We start from the raw sequence: 23,220 nt of genomic DNA, 5'->3' as shown, positions 1-23,220 counted from the left end.
CCAGCCTCGGACACCGCAGCCCCATCGCCTACGAAACCGCACTCGCAACACAACCAACTACGCTGGTACCAGCCGCATAAACCGTGTTCAGGATTCGGGGTCAAGGCCCAACAACAACACCAGGAACCCAACACAGACCCGAACCCCAAGACCGAGAACCAGAACCCCAACCAACACCCACGAGGAACCCACGGCCAGAAACCAACAACCAATCAACCAACAACAAGAACCTAAAAAGAGAAAGTCCGGAAACTCACCACCCGCGAACCGGCACCTGACCAGGCACAACGCGGAACATCACCAGAGGGACCTTCCCCCCATGGTTCCCCCACCAGGTTCCCCCTCCAGGTTCCCCCCATGGTTCCCCCGATGTTTCCCCCCACCGTTCAGGAACAGGCCGGGGGTTCAGGCGGTGTCGCCGCGCCACCGGAACGGGCCGCCGACCAGATCGTCATCCGGGGCGTAGCCGGCCCGGCCGCCCGGACCGTAGAGGCCGAGATCGGCGATCAGGAGCGCACCTCCCTCCTGGCTCTGTACGCGAGAACGGACAGCACTTCGACACCGGTTTGGGAGGCGCTAGGGGGCTGGTGTCGTTCCGGCATGTTCACGAGTTTCGACAGCACCCCGATGCCCCGGAACGGCTGGGCACTGCGAGGTCAGCGGAGGATCTGGACTGCGTAGAGTGCACCGATTCCGGTGGCGAGGGTGCCGAGCAGGAGCCGGAGGGCCGTCTCGGGCAGGTGCGGCTGGAGACGTGCGCCGAGGTAGCCGCCGAGGAGGCCACCGGCACCGCAGGAGAGGCCCAGCAGCCATTCGGGGGCGACGTCGCCAGTGACGGCGAGGGAGAGCAGCGCGTAGGTGGCCGCGCCGACGATAGAGGTCACGAAGGTAGAGGCCAGGGCCGCGGGTGCGACGGTGGCGACGGGTGCGCCGCGGCCGACCAGGATTGGGCCGAGCAGCGAGCCGCCCCCGATTCCGTAGATCCCGCCGGCCACGCCGACCGCCAGGGCCAGCGACGTCGTTGCGCGAGGCGAAGGCTGATCGCGGGTGCTCGATGGTGCCGGTCGTACGGTCCGCAGCCACAGCCACAGCCCGAGCGGCAGGAGCAGCCCGGCGATGAGGAGGCGGAAGATGCGCGGGCCGGGAACGGCGTAGACGCGGATCACGGCGCCGATGACGACGCCGGGAACGGTGCCCGCGATCAAGAGCCGGGTCAGCGGTCCGCCGAGCTGTCCGGCCCGCCAGTAGCGCAGGAGGGCGCCGGGGCCGGCCACGACGTTGTAGAGCAGGTTCGTGGGTGTCACGGCCGGGCTGGGCACTCCCAGCACACTGACCTGGACGGGCAGCAGGAAGACCGCTCCCGAGACGCCCACGGGGGCGGTGATGACGGATATCAGGAGCCCGGCGGCGAACCCGAGCAACCCCATCGGCCACTCCACGACGCCCCCCTCGGCACTCTCAGACCGACACCCGGAACAGGCTCCGGATCAGGTGCCTCCCGTTCTCGTGAACATCGACCCCGCCCCAATCCAACCGCCTCCCGAGACGGTGGACAACTGCCGTCCAAACTCGTGAACAAGACCACCCTCCCGATCCGCAGTCGTCCAGCCGGTCACGTCGAGCAGCCGCCCGTCGAGCGGGCCGCCTATCAGTTCGACGTACGCGTGCCCGACTGTCGGGCCCGCCGGCTCCCCCGGCTCCCACCCGTACACCCGCAGCTCCCTCCCACCTTCCATCCCGCCACGCTCCCACCCCGACCCGTCCCGGCGAGGCCCGTTGCGAACATCGGGGGCGGCACTGGTTCCTGAGCGGATCCTGGCGGACGAGGGAATGAGGGGATGAGGAAGGCTCCGCCGCCGGGCGGGCCGCCCCGGCCGGTCCCAACGGATCAACCTCTTTGTCCGGCTGACGCGGACAAAAGAGGTGTCGTTTTCCGAAGGGGGCTTGCCCACGGCCCCTGAGCTGCGGTGATGGAAGATCATCGAGTTTGGGGGGTCCCACCTTCGGTCACACCCCCGGTCCCCCGCCCAGAACACCTTTGCAAGCACCTGTGGAGCCCCCTTCCGGTGCAACCCCGAACGGCCTGCCGGCGGCCAGGGCTTGCCCAGCCCGACCCGCGCATCGAGGAGAGGCCCCGGCCGGGACGAGGCGAGCGCCGGTCCGGTGCCCCGCCGGAACCGGTCCTGACACCTGACGCTGACACCGCCGCGCGCGGCGACACCCACCCCGGGTGCAGGTCAGCCGGGGGTAGGACATGTCAGGTGTCAGGACCTGGGGCCCGCCCCGGGCGCTCGGGGGCGGACCCCGGGGCGGTGTGCATTCCCGCCGCTTCAACGACCGAGCACCCCGACAGTTCCGCGCCCGCGCCGGCTCCGTCGGCGGGTTACCGGTTACCGGTTGCAGGCCGGGAGAACCCCGCCCCAGCCCCTGAGCAGCGCGAACCCGCACCCGCGCGGGGGCTGTAACCGGTAACGGAGCCGACCCTCGATTGGGGACTGCGGTGATGGCCGCCACGAAGTTCTTCGTGGCGGCCATCACCGCACCGGGGTCAGGCGGGGGTGATGTTCTCCGCCTGGGGGCCCTTCTGGCCCTGGGTGACGTCGAACGTCACGACCTGACCCTCCTGGAGCTCACGAAAGCCCGAGGAGTTGATCGCCGAGTAGTGGGCGAAGACGTCCGGGCCGCCACCGTCCTGGGCGATGAAGCCGAAGCCCTTCTCCGCGTTGAACCACTTCACAGTTCCCGTAGCCATGTCTCATGCCTTCCAGTCGAGTGCGCCTCCCACAACGTGCGGAAGGCGGAGGTGATCGCCCTGGTTCCTGCGGCACAGCACAGCAAAACGCCCACGCCGAAGGCGTGGGCAAAGGGCACTTCCGAACCACGACAGCCGGCCCAAACGCTACATGCCGACAGCGGGCTGTCACCAGAGGAAACGAGGGCCATGTGCCGTAGCAGGGTGCGCACCGGCCTGCCGGGGGCCGGCAGGCGCGCACCGAGTCAAGCCGCGGAAGGCGAGCCGGCCGCTTCGGCGGCGGTACGGCGGTGTTCGGCGTTGATGCGCTGAGCCTCTTCAAGCTGGTCTTCGAGGATGACGATCCGGCAGGCCGCCTCAATAGGGGTGCCGTGGTCGACGAGTTCGCGGGCGCGGGCGGCGATGCGCAGCTGGTAGCGGGAGTAGCGGCGGTGGCCACCGGCGGAGCGTAGCGGGGTGATCAGACGTGCTTCGCCGATGGCGCGCAGGAAGCCCTGGGTGGTGCCGAGCATCTCGGCGGCCCGACCCATCGTGTAGGCGGGGTAGTCGTCGTCGTTGAGACGGCCGAAGGAGTCGTCTGCTGTCATCGCACCTCTCTGTGGAACGCGTGGAGGGGCCCGGGAGCATGTGGCTCCCGGGCCCCGAAGGAACTGCTACACCATCTGCCGGCCCTGAGACTGCGCCGGCCTTCTGTTTCCGCCGACCCGACCTGAACTGTGTCGGGAGTGCGGGGATCGCGGATGCGTGACCGGAGACCACCTCACTATCGATGTCCTGCGGTACCCGGACTCGCGTGGCGTCCGGGCGATCCTGATGATGCTTCGGTTCCTCCGTTCTTCCCTCTGGTGATCAACTGCTTACCAAACGGGGGACTGCGTACTGCTGATACTGCGAACTACGGGTACTGCTTCACTCGATACCGCTGGTACTGCGAACTGCTGATACTGCGTACCGCTCGTGGCCTGACCGAGCGCCACTCTCCGGCAGCCAGCCCCGTCGCCCGTCCTGCGTCTGCTCTGGCTTGGAACCCCACTGCCGAACCTCCCGATGCGCGCGCCCGCAGCCGACGCCTTCACCGAGGTACCGCTCACTACCGCACTGCTGGGTACTTCCACCTGCATCAACAGCGGTACTACCTGTGGCGGCCCCTGATCACCGCGGGCCACCCGGTCCGGTCACCAGTCCCGTCGCCGTCCTGCGAAAACCCTGGCTTCGACACTCCGTCACCGCACCGTCCTGCGCATTGCAACTACGGGTCCTGCGTGTACTGCTGCCCGGCAGTTCGTCTCTGCCGGGCCCTGCGGTCCTTCTTGGTTACGAGAGAAACCATAACCACACCACCGCCCAATGTCTACTCCGGCCAACACAGATTTTTGTGGGCGGGGTCGAGAGGTAATCGGCCTCGGAGGGGAGGGGATGAATCGCGTGCAGCCGGGGTACCCGGAAGGGTTTGGGGTACATGAGGTGTGCATGCGGGACCGGACGAGCAGAGACCAGAGTGACCTGATGACCCCGACGCACGCCGATGTCGCAGCCGACCACCTCACCGCCTGCCCCGCCGGCGCACCCGCTCCTTCCTCGAAGGTCTCGCTCGCCCCCTGTCCGGTGAGGCGGCCGAGACCGTGCTCCTGGTCGTCTCGGAACTCGTCACCAACGCCCTGCGCCACGGCGGCGGCTCCTACACCCTCCAACTGGCGGCGCATCCCCAAGGCGTCGAGGTAGCCGTTCACGACTCCAGCCCCCGGGCCCCACGCATGCGAGTCCCCGACCTGCACGGCGGCACCGGCGGCTTCGGCTGGCCCCTGGTCAACCACCTCGCGCACACCACATCCGTCACCCGCCGCCCGGGCGGCGGGAAGACCGTGAGGGCCCTCCTACCCCGATAGCAGGGCGCCGCGCACGGACGCCCGGCACGCCGGGCTCCAGTCGATGCTCGTGCCGCAGCCCCGCCTCCCGGGCAACTGCGCCGCCTCCCGAAGCCGTGAACATCCGGGAAGCGCTGCCGGTCGCGGTGCCGCCCAAACTGCTGTCGAAACGCTGCTGCTTGCCGTGTACGAAGCCATATCCCGTGCCTGCCGCCCGCCCTCACCGCCGGTCGAAGGTCGCGGGCCGGGAGAATGAAGCGATGAGCAGCACGCGTCGCCGGCTCGGTACCGGCCCCGCCCCGAGTCCGACGATCCCCAGCCGTCCCCCGCCCGGAACAGCGTCCCGGGAGGCCGGCTCACGGCCGAGCGGGCGGCCGACGTCCAGGCCGTCACAGCCCTGCCCGCGCGCGGTTCGGGCCGGCGTGTCCTGGGTGCCGGACCGACCCCACGGTGACTTCACCGAGTACCCGGTGAAGTTTCGAAAACCTCACCGATAACCTCCCCAGTGCAGGTCAGCGGCTTCCGAGAACCCGCACCTCGCGGACGTCGACCGTGAACGCGGTCCGCCGGCTCTCGGTGAACTCACCGGCGTCCCCAAGGGCCGGGCCCGCCCGGTGAGGTCGTGACTCACCCCGGCCATTGTCCCGTGACATCGAACCTTGAGCTTGTGCCATTGAAGTTTGAGTGGTCCAGGTCTCCTTTGCGGCTGGCTGAGATGGCCGGTCAGGCTTCTGCGAGGAGTCTCGGGAGCTCGCGCATGTCGTCGAAGACTGTGGTGTTCGGTCCTTCGAGCCATTGCGCGGGTGTGAGTCCGCCGGCGTATCCAAGGGAACGCATGCCGGCCGCGCGGGCTGCCTGGACCCCGTATTTACTGTCCTCGACGACGATGCAAGCCGAAGGGTTGACACCCATTTCCTTGGCGGCATGCAGGAACAGGTCGGGGGCCGGTTTGCCGTGAGCGACCTCGCTGGCGCTGAAGATGCGGCCTTCGAAGTATGGGTAGATCCCGGTGTGGCCCAAGGTGTGGCGCATCGTGTCGTGGTGGCCGCCTGAAGCGACGCAGCTGGGAAGCGTGAGGGCATCGAGGACTTCGAGGATGCCGTTGACCGGAACGAGTTCGGCGTCGACGGCCGCGCGGTGGAGTTGCCCGAACCTCTCCTGCCAGAGGGCGGCCCGGCTCGACCCCACTCGGGAAGTGATTTGTTCGAAGTTGGACATGATTGACCGGCCGATGAATTTTTCGATCACCTCGGCTTCGGTCAGCGGCCAGCCCAGCTCGGCGCCCAGAGCGACGTAGACGCGCACGGCTATGCGTTCGCTGTCGACGAGCACGCCGTCGCAGTCGAAGATGACGAGTTCAATCGGAGTGATCATCTGGACAGAGTAGGGAGGAGCGGCCGTTCGTCGTGCCACCGTCCTGCGCGAGCACCCCGTGGCCACGGTCCGGCATTCTGCGTGAGGGGGTGGCGATGCCTCGCCGCTGGTCGAACACCGTGAATTGACGTTGGACGGCGTTGTTACCGATCCAGGTGTCGTGGTTGTTCTGGATCCGCGTACGCATCCGCGAGCTCCCCCACCGCCACCCCCGATAATCAGCACTTCGTGCCACTCAACCTTCGATGGCACGAACTTACTGATCATCAATCTTCGATGGCAATGATCAAGGTTCGCTGTCACAGGACAGCCATCCGCGTGAGGACCCTCGCGTCGCACTCGCCGCAAAAATCGAACATGCTATCTAATGGAGTGATGCCCTCCGCACCGTCCAGGAGCCGACGATGACCACCCCCGCAGCCCCCGCCAGACCCCAGGTCACCACCTGGTCCCCGAGTCAGAGCGGCCCGTGCGCAATCTGCCACACCCCCACCTGCGAATACGGGGTGGGCGCGTCACCCACCTGCGCGGCCTGCAAGGAGCTGCGGCGGGCGCAGTACGGGAACTGACGTGCCCGACACCGCCCCACATTCCACGCGCCTGGACCTACTTCGCTTCCTGGAACGGGTCCAGGTTCAGGACTTGCAGCGCACCCGGGATTGGATAGCCGCCGAGGAGCGGCACGTCGAGATGGAAGCTGCGCGCAGGCCTGCGCCGCCGCCTCCGGAGTGGTTGATCGAGCATGGGATCGGCACCGGTCGACCGGCGGCCCTGGTGCACACCGGGCAGTGCTGGGACACCCGCACCCGCTGCAAGCCGGCCACGACCGACGCGGCCCGGCGGGCTCTTGCCGGGGGGATTGCGGCGTGTCCGCACTGCCGTCCCGACACCGCGCTCGGCATCCTCGACTGAGCACTGCGGCCCGTGCCCGGCGTCGTCAGGGCATCGGCTCCCACGCCTCGGGTCCGGCGCCGCGCCATTCCACGAACTCGGGGTCGGTCAGGTCGACGTCCTCCGCGTCCTGGAGCCCCGCCGCGGCGAGGAACACCCTGATGTCGGAGGGCCGGTGCGCGACCCCGATGGCGACGCCGTCGTAGCGCACCCGGCGCCGGCCCTGCTCGTCCGGCGGGTACACGATCAGCTTCGCGGCCATGCCCCCACATTCCGCCCCGGCCCCGCCGACGGCACCTCGCCCGGTGCCAACCAGGTGAAGGCACCGGGCGCGACAGTGCGGGCCGCCACCCGGTCGGGGTGACGGCCCGCGTGGTCTCGCCGGTCAGCGGCTGGTGCCGCCGGTATCGGCTTCCCCGAGAGGCTCGATGTTGGCGACGGCGGTGAGGACTTCTCGGCCTCCGGCCGTGGGGCGGATGTAGGCGCGGCGGGACGAGTGGGGGGTGCCGGTGTGGGTGGGGAGATCTTCGCGGACCACGGCCATCAGCCGGCCTCGACGCCGGAGGCGATGTCGCGGACGAGGTGCCCAACCAGGAGATGCTCCTCGTACCCGCCGCCCGACTGATCACCCCGACCGTGCGGTCCCGCCATCCGAGGCGGTGGAACCATTCCTGGCGGGAGGCCGCCCGTCGGACCTCACCGCACGACCGCACGACCGGCACGTGAGACTGCGTGCCGTGATTGGCCGGACCGGCCAACCACGCCGCTCGTACCGAGTGTCAGGTGGCGGTCACGCGCAGCAGGTAGGGCTCTCCGTCGCTGATCGCGCGGGCCTGTTCCCACAGGTCGGCCGGAGAGAAGCCGAGGAGTGCCCGGTCCGCGGCGTGGGCCAGGAGGGGCAGGATCTCGGCTGTGGGCCGGCCGCGGTGCGTGCGCGCGAGCTCGGCGAAGGCCTTCTGATAGGGGGCGCCGTATCTGCCCGAGCTGTCGGTGAGCAGCCGCTCCAGGCTTTCCCCGCTCACGCTGATCTCGCCCATGTCCGCTCCCTTCCCGCCGGGGCCGGCCGGTCCGCGCCCCTGCCTTTTCGACGGTACGGACGGGCACTGACAACGGGCGCTGGCGGTCAACACCCCCGAAGCCCTGCAGCGGTTCTTCGACGAAGAACTCTCCGCGGCCGTGGAGGAGGACGTACAGGTCAGGATCGCGTCGCTCATCCACACCGGCGGCGCCTACACCAAGGCCTTCGGCGAGGTGACGCTGGCCGGGCCGAGCTGGATGAAACTCCACTTCGTCAACGTGGTGAGCCACCATGCCGCCCGGCTCGATCACGACTCCGCGAGCCACGCGGCCGCGATCCAGGCCACCATCTCCGCCGCCGCCAGGATCGCCCAGGAGGCGCAGCGGGACGCCGCCTACGCCTCCCGGGCCGCGGCCGACGCGCGCAACGCGGCGGCGGAGGCCCAGCAGTGGGCGAACAGGGCTCTCCAGGCCAAGGAGAGCGCTGCGGCGCACGCCGTCGAGGCCAACGCCAACGCCACCGCTGCGGCGACGTCGGCCAGGGACGCCCAGGCCCGGGCGGACCAGGCCAAGCAGGCGGCGGAGGTCGCGCGCGGAGCGGCTCGGGCGGCCAACTACTCGGCGAACAAGGCGATCGACTCCGCCCGTGGCGCCCTGACCTCCGCCCGCTCCGCACGCGTGTCGGCCACCGCAGCTCACAATTCGGCCATCGAGGCGGGCAAGAGCTCGGACGAGGCGGCGGCAGCGGCGTCCGAGGCCCGCAGGATCTCCATCGTCAAGCGAGAGCAGGAGGTGGCAGAGGCGGCCCGCAAGGCGCAGGAGGAAGCGCAGCGGCTCGCCGACGAACAGCGCAACCCCGCCGACACTCCGGAGAACGACCAGGTCAATCCCAACGGCACCAACGGCACGGAGAAGTGGTGGTCGGAGGCCGGCTGGTGGGCCGACGCCTTCGAGGTCATCAGCAACTGGTCCGGGCTCGGTTCGCTCCTGGCCCTGGGAGCGATGGCCCTCTTCCCCCCGGCGGCTCCGGTCCTGGTCGTGGTGGCCGGAGCCCTCTTCGCCGCCTCCGCCCTCTCGGGGGCGCTCAGCAGCCTGTTCAACGGCATCGAGTACGGCTGGCTGAGCAAGGAGTTCGGAGAGTCCGTCGGCCACCTTGCCCTCAGCCTGCTCTCGCGCGGCGGACGGGGTGGCTGGTCCGTCGCCTCGAAGGCGACGCAGAAGGTCGCGGACGCGGCGGTCACCGCAGGCAAGGCCACCGTCGACGCCGGCTCGAAGATCGTGAAGACGCTCGGGGGCATCGCCAAGAAGAAGGTGCCGTTCTTCTGATCCCGCACACGGTCGCACCTCCCCTCGAAGAAGCGATCCTTCACCGGTGCCGTGCCATCGAGAACCGTCGCATGGGCGGGATGCGGCGGGGCGCAGACCAGTGCTCTGCGAGGCACCCCGCCGACGGCGCCGGCGCCCGGCCGTGCGAACGGCCCGCACGATCCCGCACCGTTCACGGTCGTGTCGTGCTGGCCTCCTCGGTCACCGGGGCCGGCGCCGGGTACGCCGGTGCGGCGCGGCGCGGCGGTGATCTTCATTCCGGCGCCGATGGTGAAGACCTGCGGGCGCCATCGCGGTGGGGAATCGGCCGACGCGTGACCTGCCGCCGGCGCGGGCCCGACGTCGGGAAGGCGCGGGGCGCTGCGGGACGATTTCGACGGCCGGTCAGGGCTGTCGCGGCCGGTCCCGCCGGTCAGGCGGGTCGCGTCCGTCAGGGCGTTCAGGCCGGCTTGCCCTGTGCCTCCTTCGCGGACGCCTCCGGCTTGTCCCGGTGCACGCGGTACCAGGTCTCGTCGGCGTCGGGCATGTTGGTGTTGCCCGCCCGCATGCCGGCCTTGCCGTCGATAAACTGTTCACGACGATGCGACAGGCGAGGCTGGAGATCTTCCAGTGGCCCACCTACTACAACGCCCGCCGACGCCACAGCGCGCTCGACTACCTCTCCCCGATGAAGTTCGAACAACTGCACCACAAGACAGCTAAACTCTCACTCGCAGCATGAACCCCTGTGTCCACACTCCGGGGGTCACCTCAAACTGCACCGCACCGTGATACGCGCAGTCGCCTCGGCAGACAGTGCGGAACGGGTGTTCGCCCGGATCACGATGTGGGCCTGACACTCCGCTCTTGATCGTCTGCCGCTACCAGCCGGTAGATTCTGCCGCGACACTGTCATCCGTGGGGGGTTTCCACCGTGCGTAACACCATCGTCCGTCGCTCCGTCATGACCGGGTCCGCGCTTTCGCTGGCGCTGCTGGTCGTCGCGTGCAGCTCGGACAAGCCGGCCGACAAGAAGGACGAACCGAAGGCCGCCGGATCGGCATCGGCCCCCGCCGCCGCGACCCCCGCCAAGGGCAAGACCGACGCCGAGATCGGCAAGCTGATCGTCACCCAGGCCGACGTGCGCGACCGCATGCTCACGGAGGTCACGCCGGCGGAGGTCGCCGCCGCCTCCACGGTCACCAGCGACAAGCCCGAGTGCAAGGTCCTCGCCCAGGCACAGTCCCTGGGCGCCATCGGCACCGCTACCGGTGCCGCCCGCACCAAGGTCAGCACCCCGGAGAGCGCCGGTGTGGCCGGCCTGGGCCTCACCGCCCTCACCCTCACCTCCTACGACGGCAAGGGTGCCGAGGAAGCTCTCGCCTCCGTGAAGACCGCCGGCACCGCCTGCGCCGACGGTTACGCCGTGCCCCAGGCGGAGGAGAAGATCACCAAGGTCGCCCCCGGGCCCGCAGTCACGGGCGCCGACGACGCCGTGACCCTCAATCTTTCCCACGACGACCTCGACACCCGGCTGGTCGTCGTCCGCAAGGGCAACACCCTGGCCACCTCCTACACGGTGGGCCTGAAACCCGAGCTGGCACTGGACGTCCTGGACATCCAGCTCACCAAACTCGGCTGACCCTCACCGACGAACCGCCCACCCCGCCCGGGCGATGTCCACCGGGCGGGACTTTCCTCCTGTTCAGGTACCGGAAGCTCCTCCGCAGCGCGGCGGCGGTCAAGGGCGAAGGCCGCCGTAGCAACGCAGGACGTCGAGGTCGTAGCCTGCCCGCCTGCCGCCTGCCGCCGCAACGCTGGGCAACCGCGGGTCCCCCCTTGCAGGCACGTGCCGGCGAGACACATTCCGCGCACGCGCGGTCGCACCGGAGAGAGCAGCATCGCCTCGTGTGACACGACGCCTCAGAAGAGCGGCTATTCCGGAATTCGAGCACCGAGAAGGGAAGGCCTTTCAAAGCCAGCCGCGTTGGGAGGCTTTCAGGCCCGCTTCGAAGCGGCTTGTGGCGTCGAGGCGTTCCATCAGAGCGGCCATCTGGCGTCGAACGGTGCGAAGGGAGAGGCCGAGGCGCTTGCTGGCGGCCTCGTCGGTCATGCCGGACGCGAGCAGCTTCAGCAGGCCGCGCTCTGCGGGGGCCAGGCCCCCGCCATCGCTGTCGGTACGGGGGTCGGTGTCCAGGGGTAGGGCGTTTTCCCAGGCCTGTTCGAACAGGGAGACGAGTGCGGCGACGATTCCCGGGGCGGTGGTGCACAGCGCGCCCTTGCGGGTGTGGTGGGGGTCGATGGGCACTATGGCGGTCCGGCGGTCGAACACGATCAGGCGGGGTGGGGTTGCCGGGCTGGTACGCACCTGGCCGCCCCTCTCGTTGATCCATCGTGCGTGGGTGTGGGTGGCGGGGTCGTTTCGGGCGGTGTCCTGGTAGATCGTCAGGAAGCGGACTCCGCGGTCGAGGGCGCTTTCGTCCAGGGGGCGTGCGGCGTCCAGACTTGCTTGGGACTGTGCTCCGCCGGGTTCGATTGCCAAGCATTCGTCGCGCAGCCGGCGGGTGAGGGTTTCGAGTCGTCGCTGGATGGCGTCGAGGCCGATCAGGCGCTCTCCCGTCTCGGTGTCGGCCGGGCCGTGTTCTCGGGCGAGGGCGGCGACGGTCCGGGCCGCGATCTCCTTGCCCAGAGCGATCTGGCGCTGGCGGTGCAGGAGTTCTGCTTCGTGGCGGCGCAGGATGATGTCGAAGCCGATCTCCGGGCTGACGGCCCGGAGCGTGCCGCTTCGGTCCCGTGAGGGTTGGAGCAGTCCCACGTCGAGGAGGTGTTCGAGGCAGGCTCCCACCTCACCCGTGGAGATGCCCAGGCGGGAGCCGAGCTCTTCAACTCCTTCGGCCGATCCTGCCAGCAGGCTCCGGTAGACGGCCTCCTGGGTTCTGTCCAGGCCAAGGATTTCCAGTCCTGATGTGTCGTTCATTCCCCCACCCCATGCGCGCCCGGAGGACGCGCTGTCGTATCTGAAACGTCCGTGTTCAGCGCACACCGCCGCACTGCAAGGTCTCATGGGCGACCTGCGCGTATTCGGAGCTGAGCCGGTGCTCACCCCGGACGGGCGGATCCGGCCCGGCGGACGCCGGGCCGCTGTGCGCGAGTGCTGCAGGCTGCCCACCCCGGGGCCGCCGACCGGAGGGCAGCGTCCTGGTCAATGGACGCGTCGGAGCAGTCCCGGACCGCTCACCGCCGATGCGGGCATTACCCTCGCGTCGTTGGGCAACCGGGGTGACCGCCGCCAGGCCGATGCCCTGATGGGTTGGTGCCGGTAAGCGCAACCGCGGTGGAGCTGGCGGATGCTTGCCAAGACGTGAACAACCGCAGGTCGCACCGTACGGACGCACAAAGATGCGCCGTGGGATGCCGGGTAACGCGGCGGTTCTGCCCAACCCTTGCTCCTCGATAGGGCCACAGCGGTCGTGCGCGAATCGGACTGGGAACATGACGGCCCCCCGTGGTGATCGTCCCGTGCCGGCCTCGCCGCCCTGATCAGGATGCCCGTCGGTTTCGCGTTGTTCAACGAGAGATACTGGAACCTTCGTTTAGCGAGGCTCAACAAGGGGTGCAAATCAGTGCTCGAACGCCTGGAGATGGAAGCGTTCCTCGTGCTGGCCGCAGAACTTCACTTCGGACGCACCGCGCAACGCCTGCACGTGACCACCGGCAGGGTCAGCCAGCTCATCAAGAAGCTCGAACGCCAAGTCGGGGCTCCGCTCTTCGAACGCAACAACCGCAGCGTCAGCCTGACCCCGCTCGGCCACCAGCTGCACGAGGACCTCTGGCCCGCGTACGAGCAGATCCAGGCCGCCCTGGCCCGCGCCGTCAGCAGCACCGTGAAGGTCACCAACGTCCTGCGAGTCGGATTCATCGGTGCCGCCGCCGGACAAATCGCCCACTGTGCGGGTGACATGTTCCCCGATCGCGAGCCGGGTTGGTGCGTCCGCATCCGTGAGGTCCAGCTCTTCGACGCCCTCACCCGCCTCCGTGAGGGCGACGTCGACGTCCTGCTCCTGCACCTGCCGCTCACCGACCCCGACATGGTCATCGGACCGGTGGTCCTCTCCGAGCAGATGATGCTGGGGATTCCCGCAGGGCACCCCTTGGCTCATCGCGAGAGCGTGACCATGGAGGACCTCGCCGACGTCGCGCTGCTGCGCGTGGCCGGGGTGCGCCCCGGGGAGTGGCTCTCGGACCGCTGGCCCGACCGCACGCCGGAGGGCAAGTCGATCGCCTCGGGCCCCGAGGTGGAGACGTTCCTGGAAGCCTTGCAAGTGATCGCCTCCGGAACCGGTGCCGTCATCGTCGGCGCGCAGGTCACCCGCTTCTACACCCGTCCCGACATCGCCTACGTGCCACTCATCGACGCACCGCCGCTCACCTGGGCGCCCGTCTGGCTGAAGTCGCACAACACCCCCACCACCCGCGCCTACGCCCACACCGCCCTTGAAGCGGCCCGCCTCCTCTACCCGTCCACCACACCGGACGCACCACGACCGTAAGAGGGGCGGGCTGCGGAAGTGGGTCGGTGAAGGACCAAGACCGTCACCTTGATGCCAAGTCACCTTGGTGACGGGCACTAGGACTTCAGCTCGGACGTCCGGTGGCACAGGATATTGATCACCGAAAGGGACGCGGCACCGACAAGGTTGCCGGCACGGCCCGTTCGGAGCGGAACGCACCACCGCCACCCCGACTTCGCGCCCCGTGCGGAGCCCCATCCGAAGGAGCCTGTCATGCTCATGCCTACATCCGTCCATCGTGTCGCTGCCGCCCTCGCCCTCGCCCTCGGCGCCCTGACCATCGGAACGGGCATCGGCTGGGACGTCCACCCCGCCGAGACCAGCGCCGCCGCCAACGGGCCGAAGGTGACCATCGGGTGGGACACGCCGAGGGCCGACATCATCGGCTGGGACTGATCTCCCGCGCCACGGCACTCTGCGTGCCAGCCATGCGCATCGTCCGCACCCTCATGAAGGGTGCTCCTGAAGCCACCACCGCCCGGGGCTCCCACCTACTGCACGATCTGCTCTGGGCCCACGCCACCCCGGGAGACGGCATCCAGCACATCGCCATACGGACCGTCCCGCACGGGATGGAGGCCACCTTCTTCCTCACCGCCGCCTCCGACGAGGCAGCGCTGGGCCGAGCGCGGGCGCTGCTCCTGCGGGCCCGTGAGCCGATCGCCGCTCACGGCCTCACCGCCCTGCTGCCCGCCTGAACCCCTCCCGGGACCTCCTGCACCAAACAGTCCAGGTCAGCGTCGCCTTCGGAACGGGCACACCCCTTCCTCTCACCCGTCGCCACGTCAGTCGCACAAGCACGTGCGGTCGTTCGCGCGATGAACCGCGCCATCCGCCGCTACCGCGCCGTGATGTCCATGCCCCTTGCCCGCTTCCGTCGGGCTGTTCACACCCAATCACCCACACACCCACACGGGGGACTTACCCATGCGTTCCACCGCCCGCGCCATCACCATCGCCGCTCTCGCCACCGTTGTCCTCGGCATCACCGCGCCGAGCCAGGCCGCTCCGGCCCCGGTCCCGGCGTCGACCGCCGTCACGGCCGGTGCCGCGACCACGTCGCTCTCCACCGTCGGAGGCTCCATCACCCGCTCCGAGATGATCAACCGGGCGCAGTACTGGGTGGACCAGGGCGTTCCGTACAGCCAGGGTGCCTCGTACCGCGACCAGCAGGGCCGCCTGTACCGCACCGACTGCTCCGGGCTGGTGTCCATGGCCTGGCATCTGCCCACCAGCGCGACCACGTGGACCCTGCCGAACTACTCCACGAAACTCGCGAGCCTCGATGACCTGCAGCCGGGCGACGCGCTGAACAACATCGACGCCCATGTGGTGCTGTTCGCCGGTTGGACCGACTCCAGCCGTACAGTCGCGAACATCATCGAGCATGCCCGGCCGGGCACGGACGCACGCCGCAGCACCTACACCCGCAGCTACATCACGTCCAACAACTTCAAGCCGTACCGCTACAACAAGGTCGCCGACACCCCCGTGACGGTGCCCGACAAGGGCATGACGAACGTTACCGCGGTCGGCGATCTGACCGGCGACGGTGTGACGGACGTGATCGCAGTGGAGACCGCGACCGGTGATCTCTACCGCTACTCCGGCCCCGCCTTCACGGGCGGCACCTCCCGGGTGAAGATCGGGTACGGCTGGAGTTCGGTCAGCGACATCGTCGGGGTCGGGGACGTGACGGGGGACGGAGTGGCCGACATCCTCGCGGTCGACGCGTCCAACGGGAACCTCTACCGCTACTCCGGCCCGAACTACAACGGCGCCACCAAGGTCCAGATCGGCACCGGCTGGGACGCCATGACCAACATCGTCGGAGTCGGCGACCTGACGGGTGACGGCAGTCCGGACCTCCTCGCGGTCGAGAAGGCAACCGGCGACCTCTACCGCTACTCCGGGCCCGCCTACACCGGCGGAACCCGCGTCAAGATCGGCACCGGCTGGAACATCTACTCCACGATCGTGGGTGCCGGCGACCTGACCGGTGACGGCGTCGCCGAGATCATCGCCGTGGAGACCGAGACCGGACATCTTTACCGCTACTCGGGCCCGAACTACAACGGCGGCACCAAGGTCCAGATCGGCACCGGCTGGAACTCCATGACCAACATCACCGGTGTCGGCGACATCACCGGCGACGGCGTCCCGGACCTGCTCGCGGTCAAGGCCTCGACGCAGAAGCTGTACCGCTACTCCGGCCCGTCGTTCGCCGGCGGCAGTGCGGTGGAGATCGGCACCAACTGGTAGCAGCCACCACCCGGGGGAGCTGAACTTCGCAGGCTCCCCCTCCTGTCTGCCCCGTCCGCCCGATGTGTCCGTGGGGCACCGCCTTGGGCGCCCGCGGGAGTGGCTCAGATGCGGCAGGCCCGACGGCCCCTGTGACCCCGGCCGCCCGGTCACGTTTCCACTCGCTCATTGTCCTCACCGAGGAACCAACATGCTCTCGTCTCTCCGTACGTCCCTGTGCCGTACGTCCTTCGTCGCCGTTCCCCTTGCCCTGGCGACGCTGCTTTCCCCGGCGGCCACCCCAGCCGGCGCCGCCTCCGTGTCCACCTGGGACAAGGTCGCCCAGTGCGAGTCCAGCGGCAACTGGAGCTACACCAGGGCCGGCCACCCCTACTTCGGCGGCCTGCAGTTCCTCAAGTCGACCTGGGACGCCTTCGGCGGCCGGCAGTACGCGGCGTACCCACACCAGGCGACCAAGGAGCAGCAGATCCGCATAGCCGAGAAGGTCCTGGCCACGCAGGGCCAGGGAGCCTGGGCGACCTGCGGCCCGGCCGCCGGTCTGGCCGCCGATCCGGCTGATCCCTACCCGGACGAGCCTCCCGCGCCGCAGTCGAGGATGACCCACCTGACGCAGGTCGGTGACCTCACGGGTGACGGGGTGAACGACATGATCGCCGTCGAGGTCAAGAGCGGTGACCTGTACCGGTACTCCGGTCCCGCCTACGGAGGCGGCTCACGCGTGAAGCTCGGGTACGGCTGGAACACGATGGACAGCATCACCGGCGTCGGCGACCTCACCGGCGACGCAGTGGCCGACATCCTCGCGGCCGACGCGTCCAACGGGAACCTCTACCGCTACTCCGGCCCGAACTACAACGGCGCCACCAAGGTCCAGATCGGCACCGGCTGGGACGCCATGACCAACATCACCGGTGTCGGCGACCTGACGGGTGACGGCAGTCCGGACCTCCTCGCGGTCGAGAAGGCAACCGGCGACCTCTACCGCTACTCCGGGCCCGCCTACACCGGCGGAACCCGCGTCAAGATCGGCACCGGCTGGAACGCGATGAGCAGCATCACCGGCGTCGGCGACCTCACCGGCGACGCAGTGGCCGACATCCTCGCGGCCGACGCGTCCAACGGGAACCTCTACCGCTACTCCGGCCCGAACTACAACGGCGCCACCAAGGTCCAGATCGGCACCGGCTGGGACGCCATGACCAACATCACCGGTGTCGGCGACATCAACGGCGACGGCGTCCCGGACCTGCTGGCCTCCGAGATCGCTACCGGCCACCTCTTCCGCTACTCGGGGCCCGCCTTCGCGGGCGGCGCCGCGCGCGTCCGGCTCGGCACGAGCTGGTGACGTCCCCGCCTCGCAACCCGGTTCTTCCTCTTCCCCTACCGTCCCCACCTCTTCAGGAGCACTTCGTGAGACTACGCAAGACGTTCGCCACAGCGGCAGCCCTGTTCGGCGCAGCCCTCGGCTCGCTCGCTCTCGCCCCCGCCGCGCAGGCCGACAGCGTCGCCGGCGCGGACGCCCCGCCCTTGAGGTTTCTCAGCTACAACATATGCGGCAACAATTGCCCCGCGAGCGAGGGCTACGACAACGCGCACCGTATCGACGCCGTCGTCGCCGAGGCGACCGGCGCCACGTGGAACGCCGATCAGCTCCACCTCCAGGAAGTGTGCCGACCGCAGTTCGACGCGATCCGCACCCGCCTGCAGGCGTACGGATTCCAGGGCCTCTTCGCCACCGCCGTGCCCGGCGGCAACCCGAACATCTGTGGGGGAGCCGACTACGGCAACGCCGTCCTGGTCAAAGGACCGCTGTCCGAGACGAAGGTCCTCGACCTGACCGTGGGCGGCGAGACGGAACCCATCACGGTGCCCTGCGTGAAGACCTACACCCAGAGCCGCGCCAACTGGGCCTGCTCCGTGCACCTCTACTGGAACGACGCCACCCTGCGCGAGCAGGAGGCCGCCAAGCTCGCCGCGCAGGCGAAGCAGTGGCAGGACGCGGGTGTCCCGGTGGTCCTCGGCGGCGACTTCAACGCCCACCCCCGCTCGAAGGCCGCCTCCTCCTTCTACGCCCCGAGCATCGCCGACGGGGGCAACGGCATCTTCATCGAAGCCGACGAGACCGACCGCGACCACTTCGTCGCCACCCCCTGCGGTGACGACCGCGCCCGCTGCCGCAGCGGGGAGCCGACCTTCAACACCTCGAAGATCGACTACCTGTTCCTGTCAGAGCGGCACTTCAAGAGCGCCAAAGCGGACGTGCTCCCCAAGGACAGCCTGGCCTCCGACCACAACGCGCTGCGCGCCGCCGCCTACTGGTCCGACTGCGGGCCCACCACCACGGGCACCGGAGCCGTACTGCGCCGCGACTCCAAGGGCGCCCTGTTCAGCTACTCCGGCCGCTCCGGCGCCACCGGTGTCGCCGGCGCATGCAAGGTCGGCATCGGCTGGAGCGGTATGACGCACATCGCCCGCGACGGCGCCGCCATCCTCGCCGTCGACACGGCCGGCACCCTGTGGCGCTACCCCGCGGACCCGGTCACCGGCACCTACTCCGGCTCCACCCGCACTCAGGTCGGCACCGGATGGCAGGGCTACGACGTACTACTGACGGCGGGCGACCTCTCCGGTGACGGCCGTCCCGACCTGGTCACCCGCGACCCCGCCGGAGCCCTGTGGCTCCACAAGGCCACCACCACCGACACCTACGGCCCCCGCACCCAGATCGGCACGGACTGGCAGGGCTACGACGCGCTGCTGGCGCCCGGCGACTTCAGTGGTGACGGCCGTCCCGACCTGGTCACCCGCGACCCCGCCGGAGCCCTGTGGCTCCACAAGGCCACCACCACCGGCACCTACGGCCCCCGCACCCAGATCGGTGCGGGCTGGCAGACCTACACCGCGCTCGCCTCGCCCGGCGACCTCGACGGGAACGGCCGCGCGGACCTGGTCGGTCGTGACGCGAACGGCGGACTCTGGTTCTACCAGGGCGACGGCGCCGGCTCCTACAGCCCGCGCACCCAGATCGGCAACGGCTACCCGGACGGGGAACTCCTCTTCTGAGGCACTGACCGGCCGGCCCGCCCCTGGCGCGGCCGGCCGTTCCAAGGCCACACCTGAACCGCCTTGTCAGCCGCATCGACACACGCCGCAATGCCCGTATCCAGGTTGGGCAGCAGTCGGCCGTAGCCGCGGGCCAGGTGGTACATGCCGCCGATCGTAGAGGTGCCGTCGGCCGCCAGGGCGGCAATCAGGAGGGCGGTCACCGCGCGGATGTCCGCCGCCTGCACGTCGGCCACCGTCAGCCGGGCCGGCTTTAGAAGCCATCTCATTTGGGTGGTTGGGTAGGCTGTCGGTCGTGTCGGGGATTGTTGAGCGGTTGGTGCCGGATGAGTTGTGGGAGCTGTTCCAGCGGGTGGTGCCGGAGGTGCCGTCGCGGCCTCAAGGCGGTGGCCGGCGTCGGTATGGTGACCGTGAAGTACTGGCCGCGATCGTCTTCGTTGCCACCTCGGGTTGTACCTGGCAGCAGTTGCCTTCGGCGTCGTTCGGGCCCTCCGGCGCGACCGCCCATCGGCGGTTCTCCGAGTGGTCGAAAGCCAGGGTGTGGGCCAAGCTCCACCGCCTGGTCCTCGACGAGCTCGGCGCCCGCGGCGAGCTGGACTGGTCGCGTTGCGCGATCGACTCGGTGAACATGCGGGCCCTGAAAAGGGGGATCTGACGGGTCCGAATCCTAATGGACAGCGAAGCAAGTCATCGCTATCCGAATCCGGAGCGATAGCTCTTTCGACAGACCGCGGGGCTTGCTTCAACAGCGGTGCCGGCCGGGACGAAGGTCTCATCCGCCACTGGGCAGGAAGTCCTCTACTGAGAGCGATCCAGCCCGGCCGGAACCGTTCGTGTCTCTGACCTTTGCGAGCACAACCGCACTGCTTCAGACCACAAACGCATCGCAATGGAGCTCAGCGGACCCAGTTCAGAACACGCCACCGGGCCAAACGCGCCGGCGGCTTCGATGGTCGTGACCTGAGCCGACCGCACGGAACACCTTTCATCGCGTCGTGAGCCCGAGAGCTCTCACGAAGACGAAGCACCGTGCAGTTCACTGGGGCTGCGAACGGCTGGTGGGATGTTGTGCCTTGAGCACTTCCATTAGGGAGCACGCGCACCCTGCATAGGCTCCGGCCTGCGGAAACAGCAGAGGACGAAGGGAAAGATGATGGAGATCGCAGGGTTACCAGTGCCGGTGTTCTGCGGGGTCGACTGGGCAGAGGACCACCACGACGTCGCACTCGTCGATGCCGGCGGAACACGGCTCGCTAAGCTGCGAATCAGCGACGATGCTGCAGGATTCACACAGCTCACAGCCCTATTAATAGAGCACGGTGACAGCAAGGATCATCCAATCCCAGTCGCGATTGAGACGTCCCGAGGGCTGCTGGTCGCCTGTCTTCGTGCGACAGGACGCCCCGTGTTCGCGATCAATCCGCTCGCGGTGGCCCGCTACCGAGATCGACACTCGGTCGCGAGGAAAAAGTCAGACGCCTTCGATGCTGCCGCGCTGGCGAACATCCTCCGTACCGATATGGCCGCCCACCGGCCTTTGCCTCAGGACTCCGAGCTGGCTCAGGCGATCGCGGTGCTGGCACGAGCCCAGCAGGACGCGGTCTGGGACCGGGTCCAGGCCCACAACAAGCTTCGCTCGCAGCTGCGCGAGTTTTATCCCGCGATCCTTGCTGCATTCGCTGAAAAGCGCGAGGGCATCTGCTCGCCCGAGGCCCGAACCATCCTGGCTGCGGCTCCGACGCCGAAAGCGGCGGCCGGTCTGACGCGTCGGCGGCTGCAGTCGCTACTCAAGCAGGCTGGACGCCAGCGCGGTATCGAATCCGAGGCCAACCGGCTCCACGAGGTCCTCCGACGCGATTACCTCCACCACCCGATGCAGGTTGAGGAGGCCTTCGGCCAGCAGACCGTGGCCCTGGTGCGTCAGCTGGAGGCGGCCTGCGCGAACGTAGAGGAGCTCGGCGCTGCCACGAGGGAGGCCTTCGAGAAGCATCCTGACGCCCCGCTCATCTCAAGCTTTCCGGGTCTCGGATCGCTAACTGGGGCGCGAGTTCTGGCCGAGATCGGCGACGACCGATCCCGTTTCGCGACTGCGGGATCGATGAAGGCCTACGCAGGCAGTGCACCAGTCACCCGGGCAAGCGGCAAAAGCTGTTCGGTGATGGCCCGCCGAGTCAAGAACCAGCGCTTGGCCGCCGCCGGCTACGTGTGGGCCTTCGCCTCCCTGACCGCTTCCACCGGTGCCAGAGCCCACTACGACCGCCGCAAAGAGGCAGGTGACCGCCACGTCGCCGCCCAGCGCAACCTTTTCAACCGCTTCCTCGGGATGCTCTTCTACTGCCTCCAGCACGGCGAGCCCTACGAGGAGCTGAAAGCCTTCCCCAACCAGCTCACAGGGGGCCTTGCAGCGGCAGCCGCTTGACAAGTTAAGCGCGTGGGATGTCTGTCGATCGGGGCAAGTTCGGGTCGAAGATCCACTTGATCACGGAGCGGACCGGTCTGCCCCTGTCCGTCGGAATCTCGGGCGCGAACCTGCACGACAGCCAGGCCCTCGAGCCTCTCGTCCGTGGCATACCGCCCATCCGGTCGCGCCGCGGACGCCGACGGCGCAGGCCCGGCAAGCTCCACGCGGACAAGGGCTACGACTACGCCCACCTGCGGAGATGGTTACGCGGACGTGGCATCAAGCACCGCATAGCGCGCAGGGGCATCGAGTCCTCGCAGCGACTGGGCCGCCACCGCTGGACCATCGAACGCACCATGGCCTGGCTCGCCGGCTGCCGCCGCCTCCACCGCCGCTACGAACGCAAGGCCGAACATTTCCTCGCCTTCACCAGCATCGCCTGCACCCTTATCTGCTACCGCAGACTCGCCAAATGAGATGACGTCTAAGGGAGTAGTCCCCATTGAGCAGGCGAGCTGGCCAGTCGGAAAGCTCGCAGGTCAGACGCGGACGTCCCTGCCCCTTCGTCACGGCTCAGCCGAAATTCACCTGGCCGATCGGCGCGCAGTTCCGCTCGACGCTCCTCAACGAAATCCATCGCTTCGTGGATCGTGCAGCCTGACGCGTCCCGAAACGCCTTGATCGCATGGATGATCCGGCCTCCCAGGATCTCGCGGTCAACGCTCTCCGGCAGATTTTCCATGGGCCGACCGTACCCATTGCCGTTCGATCGGGTCGGCCAAGATCGGCTGGCAATCGGTCAAGATCACGTGTCGGAGTACAACTGATCACACGCCTGGGCTTCTGATGGCCACCAGCCTGGTCACCCAACGGCCACCCACCTGGGCATCCCAATGGCCGTTGACAGTCGCCCCGCTGGTCGCCATCCCATTCCTGATGGCCGCGGTACCCGGTCGTACTCAAAGCGGCACCGGCCAGGGCCCTGAACGGGCAAGTTCGCCATGAGCGCGGGCCCCTCGGGCATCGCCCGCTATCAGGCCCCGGTCATGCCGTAGGGCAGTACCGGCGGATTGCCCTGTGTCCAGATGATGTGCAGGTCGGCGCGGCGCAGCCGCCAGCCGACAGAGGTTCGCACCAGTTCGTTCTCGGTGTGGCCACCGGAGAGGAACAGGCCGCCGTCACCAGCGAGCACATGGGTGCTGAGCTGGTTCCCACACAGGATCGCGCGGTCGCCGTCCACCTCGATGACGTAGTTGGTCCCGAAGTGGACGGTCCGATCGAAAAGACGCATTGCTGTACGCACGTTCTCCAGGACGGCTTCGCGTCCGCGCACGAGTCCCGCGGGCGTCTCGGTGCTGGCGTCCTCGGTGAACAACGATTCCGCCCACGCCCGGTCGAAGTTTCGCTCGTCAAGGGAACGCAGGTAGCGGTCGAACAGGTCGGTGATCTCGGCGCGGTCGGTCAGGGACCGGATTTCGATGTGCAAGGTCTGGCTGTCCATGCAGATCATCCTGCGGACTCGGCGCACCCCGAGCCGCTCGGGAAGCAGAATATGTCACAACCACCCGGATGGGCTGGGCACCGTGTCGGTGCGATACCTCCTACGGCTGCCACCGCGTGTACTCCAACCCGCAGCGCGTCCAAAAGTCGGGTCACGACCGACGCCCCGCGCCAGGTGGCAGACCATCGGTCGCCGGGCCTTCGCCCGGACCCCGACCG

22 protein-coding genes and 2 pseudogenes are annotated in these 23,220 nt (G+C 68.6%); 15 read left to right on the top strand and 9 right to left on the bottom strand.

All coding sequences use genetic code 11. The annotated features are described in order from the left end of the window. Positions 1-656: 656 nt before the first annotated feature. From ACZ58N_RS27925 to ACZ58N_RS27915, 3 genes are all read right to left on the bottom strand, one after another. Positions 657-1,439, bottom strand: a complete 783-nt coding sequence (locus ACZ58N_RS27925) for a TSUP family transporter (protein WP_471165159.1) — start codon at positions 1,437-1,439, stop codon at positions 657-659. A 1,109-nt stretch (positions 1,440-2,548) separates the two neighbouring features. Then, on the bottom strand, positions 2,549-2,752 hold the full coding sequence (locus tag ACZ58N_RS27920) for a cold-shock protein (protein ID WP_030303412.1): 204 nt from the start codon (positions 2,750-2,752) through the stop codon (positions 2,549-2,551). Between the two features lie 245 nt (positions 2,753-2,997). Beyond that, a complete protein-coding gene (locus tag ACZ58N_RS27915; RefSeq protein ID WP_471165156.1) occupies positions 2,998-3,339 on the bottom strand; it encodes a helix-turn-helix domain-containing protein in 342 nt (113 codons plus the stop codon). 963 nt (positions 3,340-4,302) lie between these two features. Here ACZ58N_RS27915 and ACZ58N_RS27910 point away from each other — a divergent pair. Beyond that, on the top strand, positions 4,303-4,638 hold the full coding sequence (locus tag ACZ58N_RS27910) for an ATP-binding protein (RefSeq protein WP_471165180.1): 336 nt from the start codon (positions 4,303-4,305) through the stop codon (positions 4,636-4,638). Between the two features lie 702 nt (positions 4,639-5,340). Here the strand turns inward: ACZ58N_RS27910 and ACZ58N_RS27905 are convergent. Beyond that, positions 5,341-5,991, bottom strand: a complete 651-nt coding sequence (locus tag ACZ58N_RS27905; protein WP_471165153.1) for an HAD family hydrolase — start codon at positions 5,989-5,991, stop codon at positions 5,341-5,343. 404 nt (positions 5,992-6,395) lie between these two features. Here ACZ58N_RS27905 and ACZ58N_RS27900 point away from each other — a divergent pair, with 404 nt between their 5' ends. Then, complete coding sequence (locus ACZ58N_RS27900) at positions 6,396-6,560, top strand: hypothetical protein (protein WP_471165150.1); 165 nt, start codon at positions 6,396-6,398, stop codon at positions 6,558-6,560. Between the two features lies 1 nt (position 6,561). Beyond that, a complete protein-coding gene (locus ACZ58N_RS27895; RefSeq protein ID WP_471165147.1) occupies positions 6,562-6,903 on the top strand; it encodes a DUF6233 domain-containing protein in 342 nt (113 codons plus the stop codon). A gap of 25 nt (positions 6,904-6,928) precedes the next feature. Here the strand turns inward: ACZ58N_RS27895 and ACZ58N_RS27890 are convergent, their stop codons facing one another. Then, the gene (locus tag ACZ58N_RS27890) at positions 6,929-7,144 is read right to left on the bottom strand and encodes a hypothetical protein (RefSeq protein ID WP_471165144.1); all 216 of its coding nucleotides are present in this window, start codon (positions 7,142-7,144) and stop codon (positions 6,929-6,931) included. A 517-nt stretch (positions 7,145-7,661) separates the two neighbouring features. Then, complete coding sequence (locus ACZ58N_RS27885; RefSeq protein ID WP_471165142.1) at positions 7,662-7,919, bottom strand: hypothetical protein; 258 nt, start codon at positions 7,917-7,919, stop codon at positions 7,662-7,664. 139 nt (positions 7,920-8,058) lie between these two features. On the opposite strand from ACZ58N_RS27885, the gene ACZ58N_RS27880 reads away from it, so the two are divergent. The 3 genes from ACZ58N_RS27880 (at position 8,059) to ACZ58N_RS27870 (ending at position 10,846) form a co-directional block, all read left to right on the top strand. Continuing rightward, entirely contained in the window at positions 8,059-9,225 is a 1,167-nt protein-coding gene (locus tag ACZ58N_RS27880) for a hypothetical protein (protein ID WP_471165139.1), read from the top strand. A 568-nt stretch (positions 9,226-9,793) separates the two neighbouring features. Next, complete coding sequence (locus ACZ58N_RS27875; RefSeq protein WP_471165177.1) at positions 9,794-9,946, top strand: integrase core domain-containing protein; 153 nt, start codon at positions 9,794-9,796, stop codon at positions 9,944-9,946. A gap of 192 nt (positions 9,947-10,138) precedes the next feature. Beyond that, a complete protein-coding gene (locus ACZ58N_RS27870) occupies positions 10,139-10,846 on the top strand; it encodes a hypothetical protein (RefSeq protein WP_471165137.1) in 708 nt (235 codons plus the stop codon). 330 nt (positions 10,847-11,176) lie between these two features. Here ACZ58N_RS27870 and ACZ58N_RS27865 read toward each other — a convergent pair whose 3' ends face one another. After that, positions 11,177-12,181 (bottom strand): LuxR C-terminal-related transcriptional regulator, encoded by a 1,005-nt coding sequence (locus ACZ58N_RS27865; protein WP_471165135.1) that lies wholly within the window; start codon positions 12,179-12,181, stop codon positions 11,177-11,179. 646 nt (positions 12,182-12,827) lie between these two features. On the opposite strand from ACZ58N_RS27865, the gene ACZ58N_RS27860 reads away from it, so the two are divergent. From ACZ58N_RS27860 to ACZ58N_RS27820, 9 genes and pseudogenes are all read left to right on the top strand, one after another. Further along, positions 12,828-13,754: a LysR family transcriptional regulator gene (locus tag ACZ58N_RS27860; RefSeq protein WP_471165133.1), complete on the top strand. Its 927-nt coding sequence runs from the start codon at positions 12,828-12,830 to the stop codon at positions 13,752-13,754. A gap of 234 nt (positions 13,755-13,988) precedes the next feature. Further along, complete coding sequence (locus ACZ58N_RS27855; RefSeq protein ID WP_471165132.1) at positions 13,989-14,171, top strand: hypothetical protein; 183 nt, start codon at positions 13,989-13,991, stop codon at positions 14,169-14,171. Positions 14,172-14,203: 32 nt separating this feature from the next. Next, positions 14,204-14,473, top strand: coding sequence for a hypothetical protein (locus ACZ58N_RS27850; RefSeq protein ID WP_471165130.1), 270 nt, complete (start codon positions 14,204-14,206; stop codon positions 14,471-14,473). A 229-nt stretch (positions 14,474-14,702) separates the two neighbouring features. Then, a complete protein-coding gene (locus ACZ58N_RS27845; protein ID WP_471165128.1) occupies positions 14,703-16,037 on the top strand; it encodes a C40 family peptidase in 1,335 nt (444 codons plus the stop codon). A 190-nt stretch (positions 16,038-16,227) separates the two neighbouring features. Then, positions 16,228-17,382, top strand: coding sequence for a transglycosylase family protein (locus ACZ58N_RS27840; RefSeq protein WP_471165125.1), 1,155 nt, complete (start codon positions 16,228-16,230; stop codon positions 17,380-17,382). 65 nt (positions 17,383-17,447) lie between these two features. After that, a complete protein-coding gene (locus tag ACZ58N_RS27835; protein ID WP_471165123.1) occupies positions 17,448-19,100 on the top strand; it encodes an FG-GAP-like repeat-containing protein in 1,653 nt (550 codons plus the stop codon). Between the two features lie 295 nt (positions 19,101-19,395). Then, positions 19,396-19,773: pseudogene (locus ACZ58N_RS27830) on the top strand (transposase); the annotation flags it as partial. 480 nt (positions 19,774-20,253) lie between these two features. Further along, entirely contained in the window at positions 20,254-21,519 is a 1,266-nt protein-coding gene (locus ACZ58N_RS27825) for an IS110 family RNA-guided transposase (protein ID WP_471165174.1), read from the top strand. 26 nt (positions 21,520-21,545) lie between these two features. Further along, a pseudogene (locus tag ACZ58N_RS27820) lies at positions 21,546-21,977 on the top strand (IS5 family transposase); the annotation flags it as partial. Positions 21,978-21,985: 8 nt separating this feature from the next. On the opposite strand, the gene ACZ58N_RS27815 reads toward ACZ58N_RS27820, so the two are convergent. Together ACZ58N_RS27815 and ACZ58N_RS27810 are read right to left on the bottom strand one after the other, a co-directional pair. Beyond that, complete coding sequence (locus ACZ58N_RS27815; protein WP_471165120.1) at positions 21,986-22,243, bottom strand: hypothetical protein; 258 nt, start codon at positions 22,241-22,243, stop codon at positions 21,986-21,988. Between the two features lie 291 nt (positions 22,244-22,534). Continuing rightward, complete coding sequence (locus ACZ58N_RS27810) at positions 22,535-23,002, bottom strand: nuclear transport factor 2 family protein (protein ID WP_471165118.1); 468 nt, start codon at positions 23,000-23,002, stop codon at positions 22,535-22,537. Positions 23,003-23,220 lie beyond the last annotated feature (218 nt).

The sequence above is a fragment of the Streptomyces sp. NPDC040432 genome, assembly GCF_055595445.1.
The sequence above is the reverse complement of the archived record's forward strand: the minus strand, read 5'-3'. Positions and strand labels throughout refer to the sequence as shown.

Excerpts from the sequence above, each read along its gene's own strand:
- ACZ58N_RS27920 (WP_030303412.1), bottom strand. The coding sequence starts at position 2,752 with ATGGCTACGGGAACTGTGAAGTGGTTCAACGCGGAGAAGGGCTTCGGC.
- ACZ58N_RS27915 (WP_471165156.1), bottom strand. The coding sequence starts at position 3,339 with ATGACAGCAGACGACTCCTTCGGCCGTCTCAACGACGACGACTACCCC.
- ACZ58N_RS27905 (WP_471165153.1), bottom strand. The coding sequence starts at position 5,991 with ATGATCACTCCGATTGAACTCGTCATCTTCGACTGCGACGGCGTGCTC.
- ACZ58N_RS27900 (WP_471165150.1), top strand. The coding sequence starts at position 6,396 with ATGACCACCCCCGCAGCCCCCGCCAGACCCCAGGTCACCACCTGGTCC.
- ACZ58N_RS27890 (WP_471165144.1), bottom strand. The coding sequence starts at position 7,144 with ATGGCCGCGAAGCTGATCGTGTACCCGCCGGACGAGCAGGGCCGGCGC.
- ACZ58N_RS27885 (WP_471165142.1), bottom strand. The coding sequence starts at position 7,919 with ATGGGCGAGATCAGCGTGAGCGGGGAAAGCCTGGAGCGGCTGCTCACC.
- ACZ58N_RS27865 (WP_471165135.1), bottom strand. The coding sequence starts at position 12,181 with ATGAACGACACATCAGGACTGGAAATCCTTGGCCTGGACAGAACCCAG.
- ACZ58N_RS27855 (WP_471165132.1), top strand. The coding sequence starts at position 13,989 with ATGCTCATGCCTACATCCGTCCATCGTGTCGCTGCCGCCCTCGCCCTC.
- ACZ58N_RS27850 (WP_471165130.1), top strand. The coding sequence starts at position 14,204 with ATGCGCATCGTCCGCACCCTCATGAAGGGTGCTCCTGAAGCCACCACC.
- ACZ58N_RS27845 (WP_471165128.1), top strand. The coding sequence starts at position 14,703 with ATGCGTTCCACCGCCCGCGCCATCACCATCGCCGCTCTCGCCACCGTT.
- ACZ58N_RS27840 (WP_471165125.1), top strand. The coding sequence starts at position 16,228 with ATGCTCTCGTCTCTCCGTACGTCCCTGTGCCGTACGTCCTTCGTCGCC.
- ACZ58N_RS27825 (WP_471165174.1), top strand. The coding sequence starts at position 20,254 with ATGGAGATCGCAGGGTTACCAGTGCCGGTGTTCTGCGGGGTCGACTGG.
- ACZ58N_RS27815 (WP_471165120.1), bottom strand. The coding sequence starts at position 22,243 with ATGGAAAATCTGCCGGAGAGCGTTGACCGCGAGATCCTGGGAGGCCGG.
- ACZ58N_RS27810 (WP_471165118.1), bottom strand. The coding sequence starts at position 23,002 with ATGGACAGCCAGACCTTGCACATCGAAATCCGGTCCCTGACCGACCGC.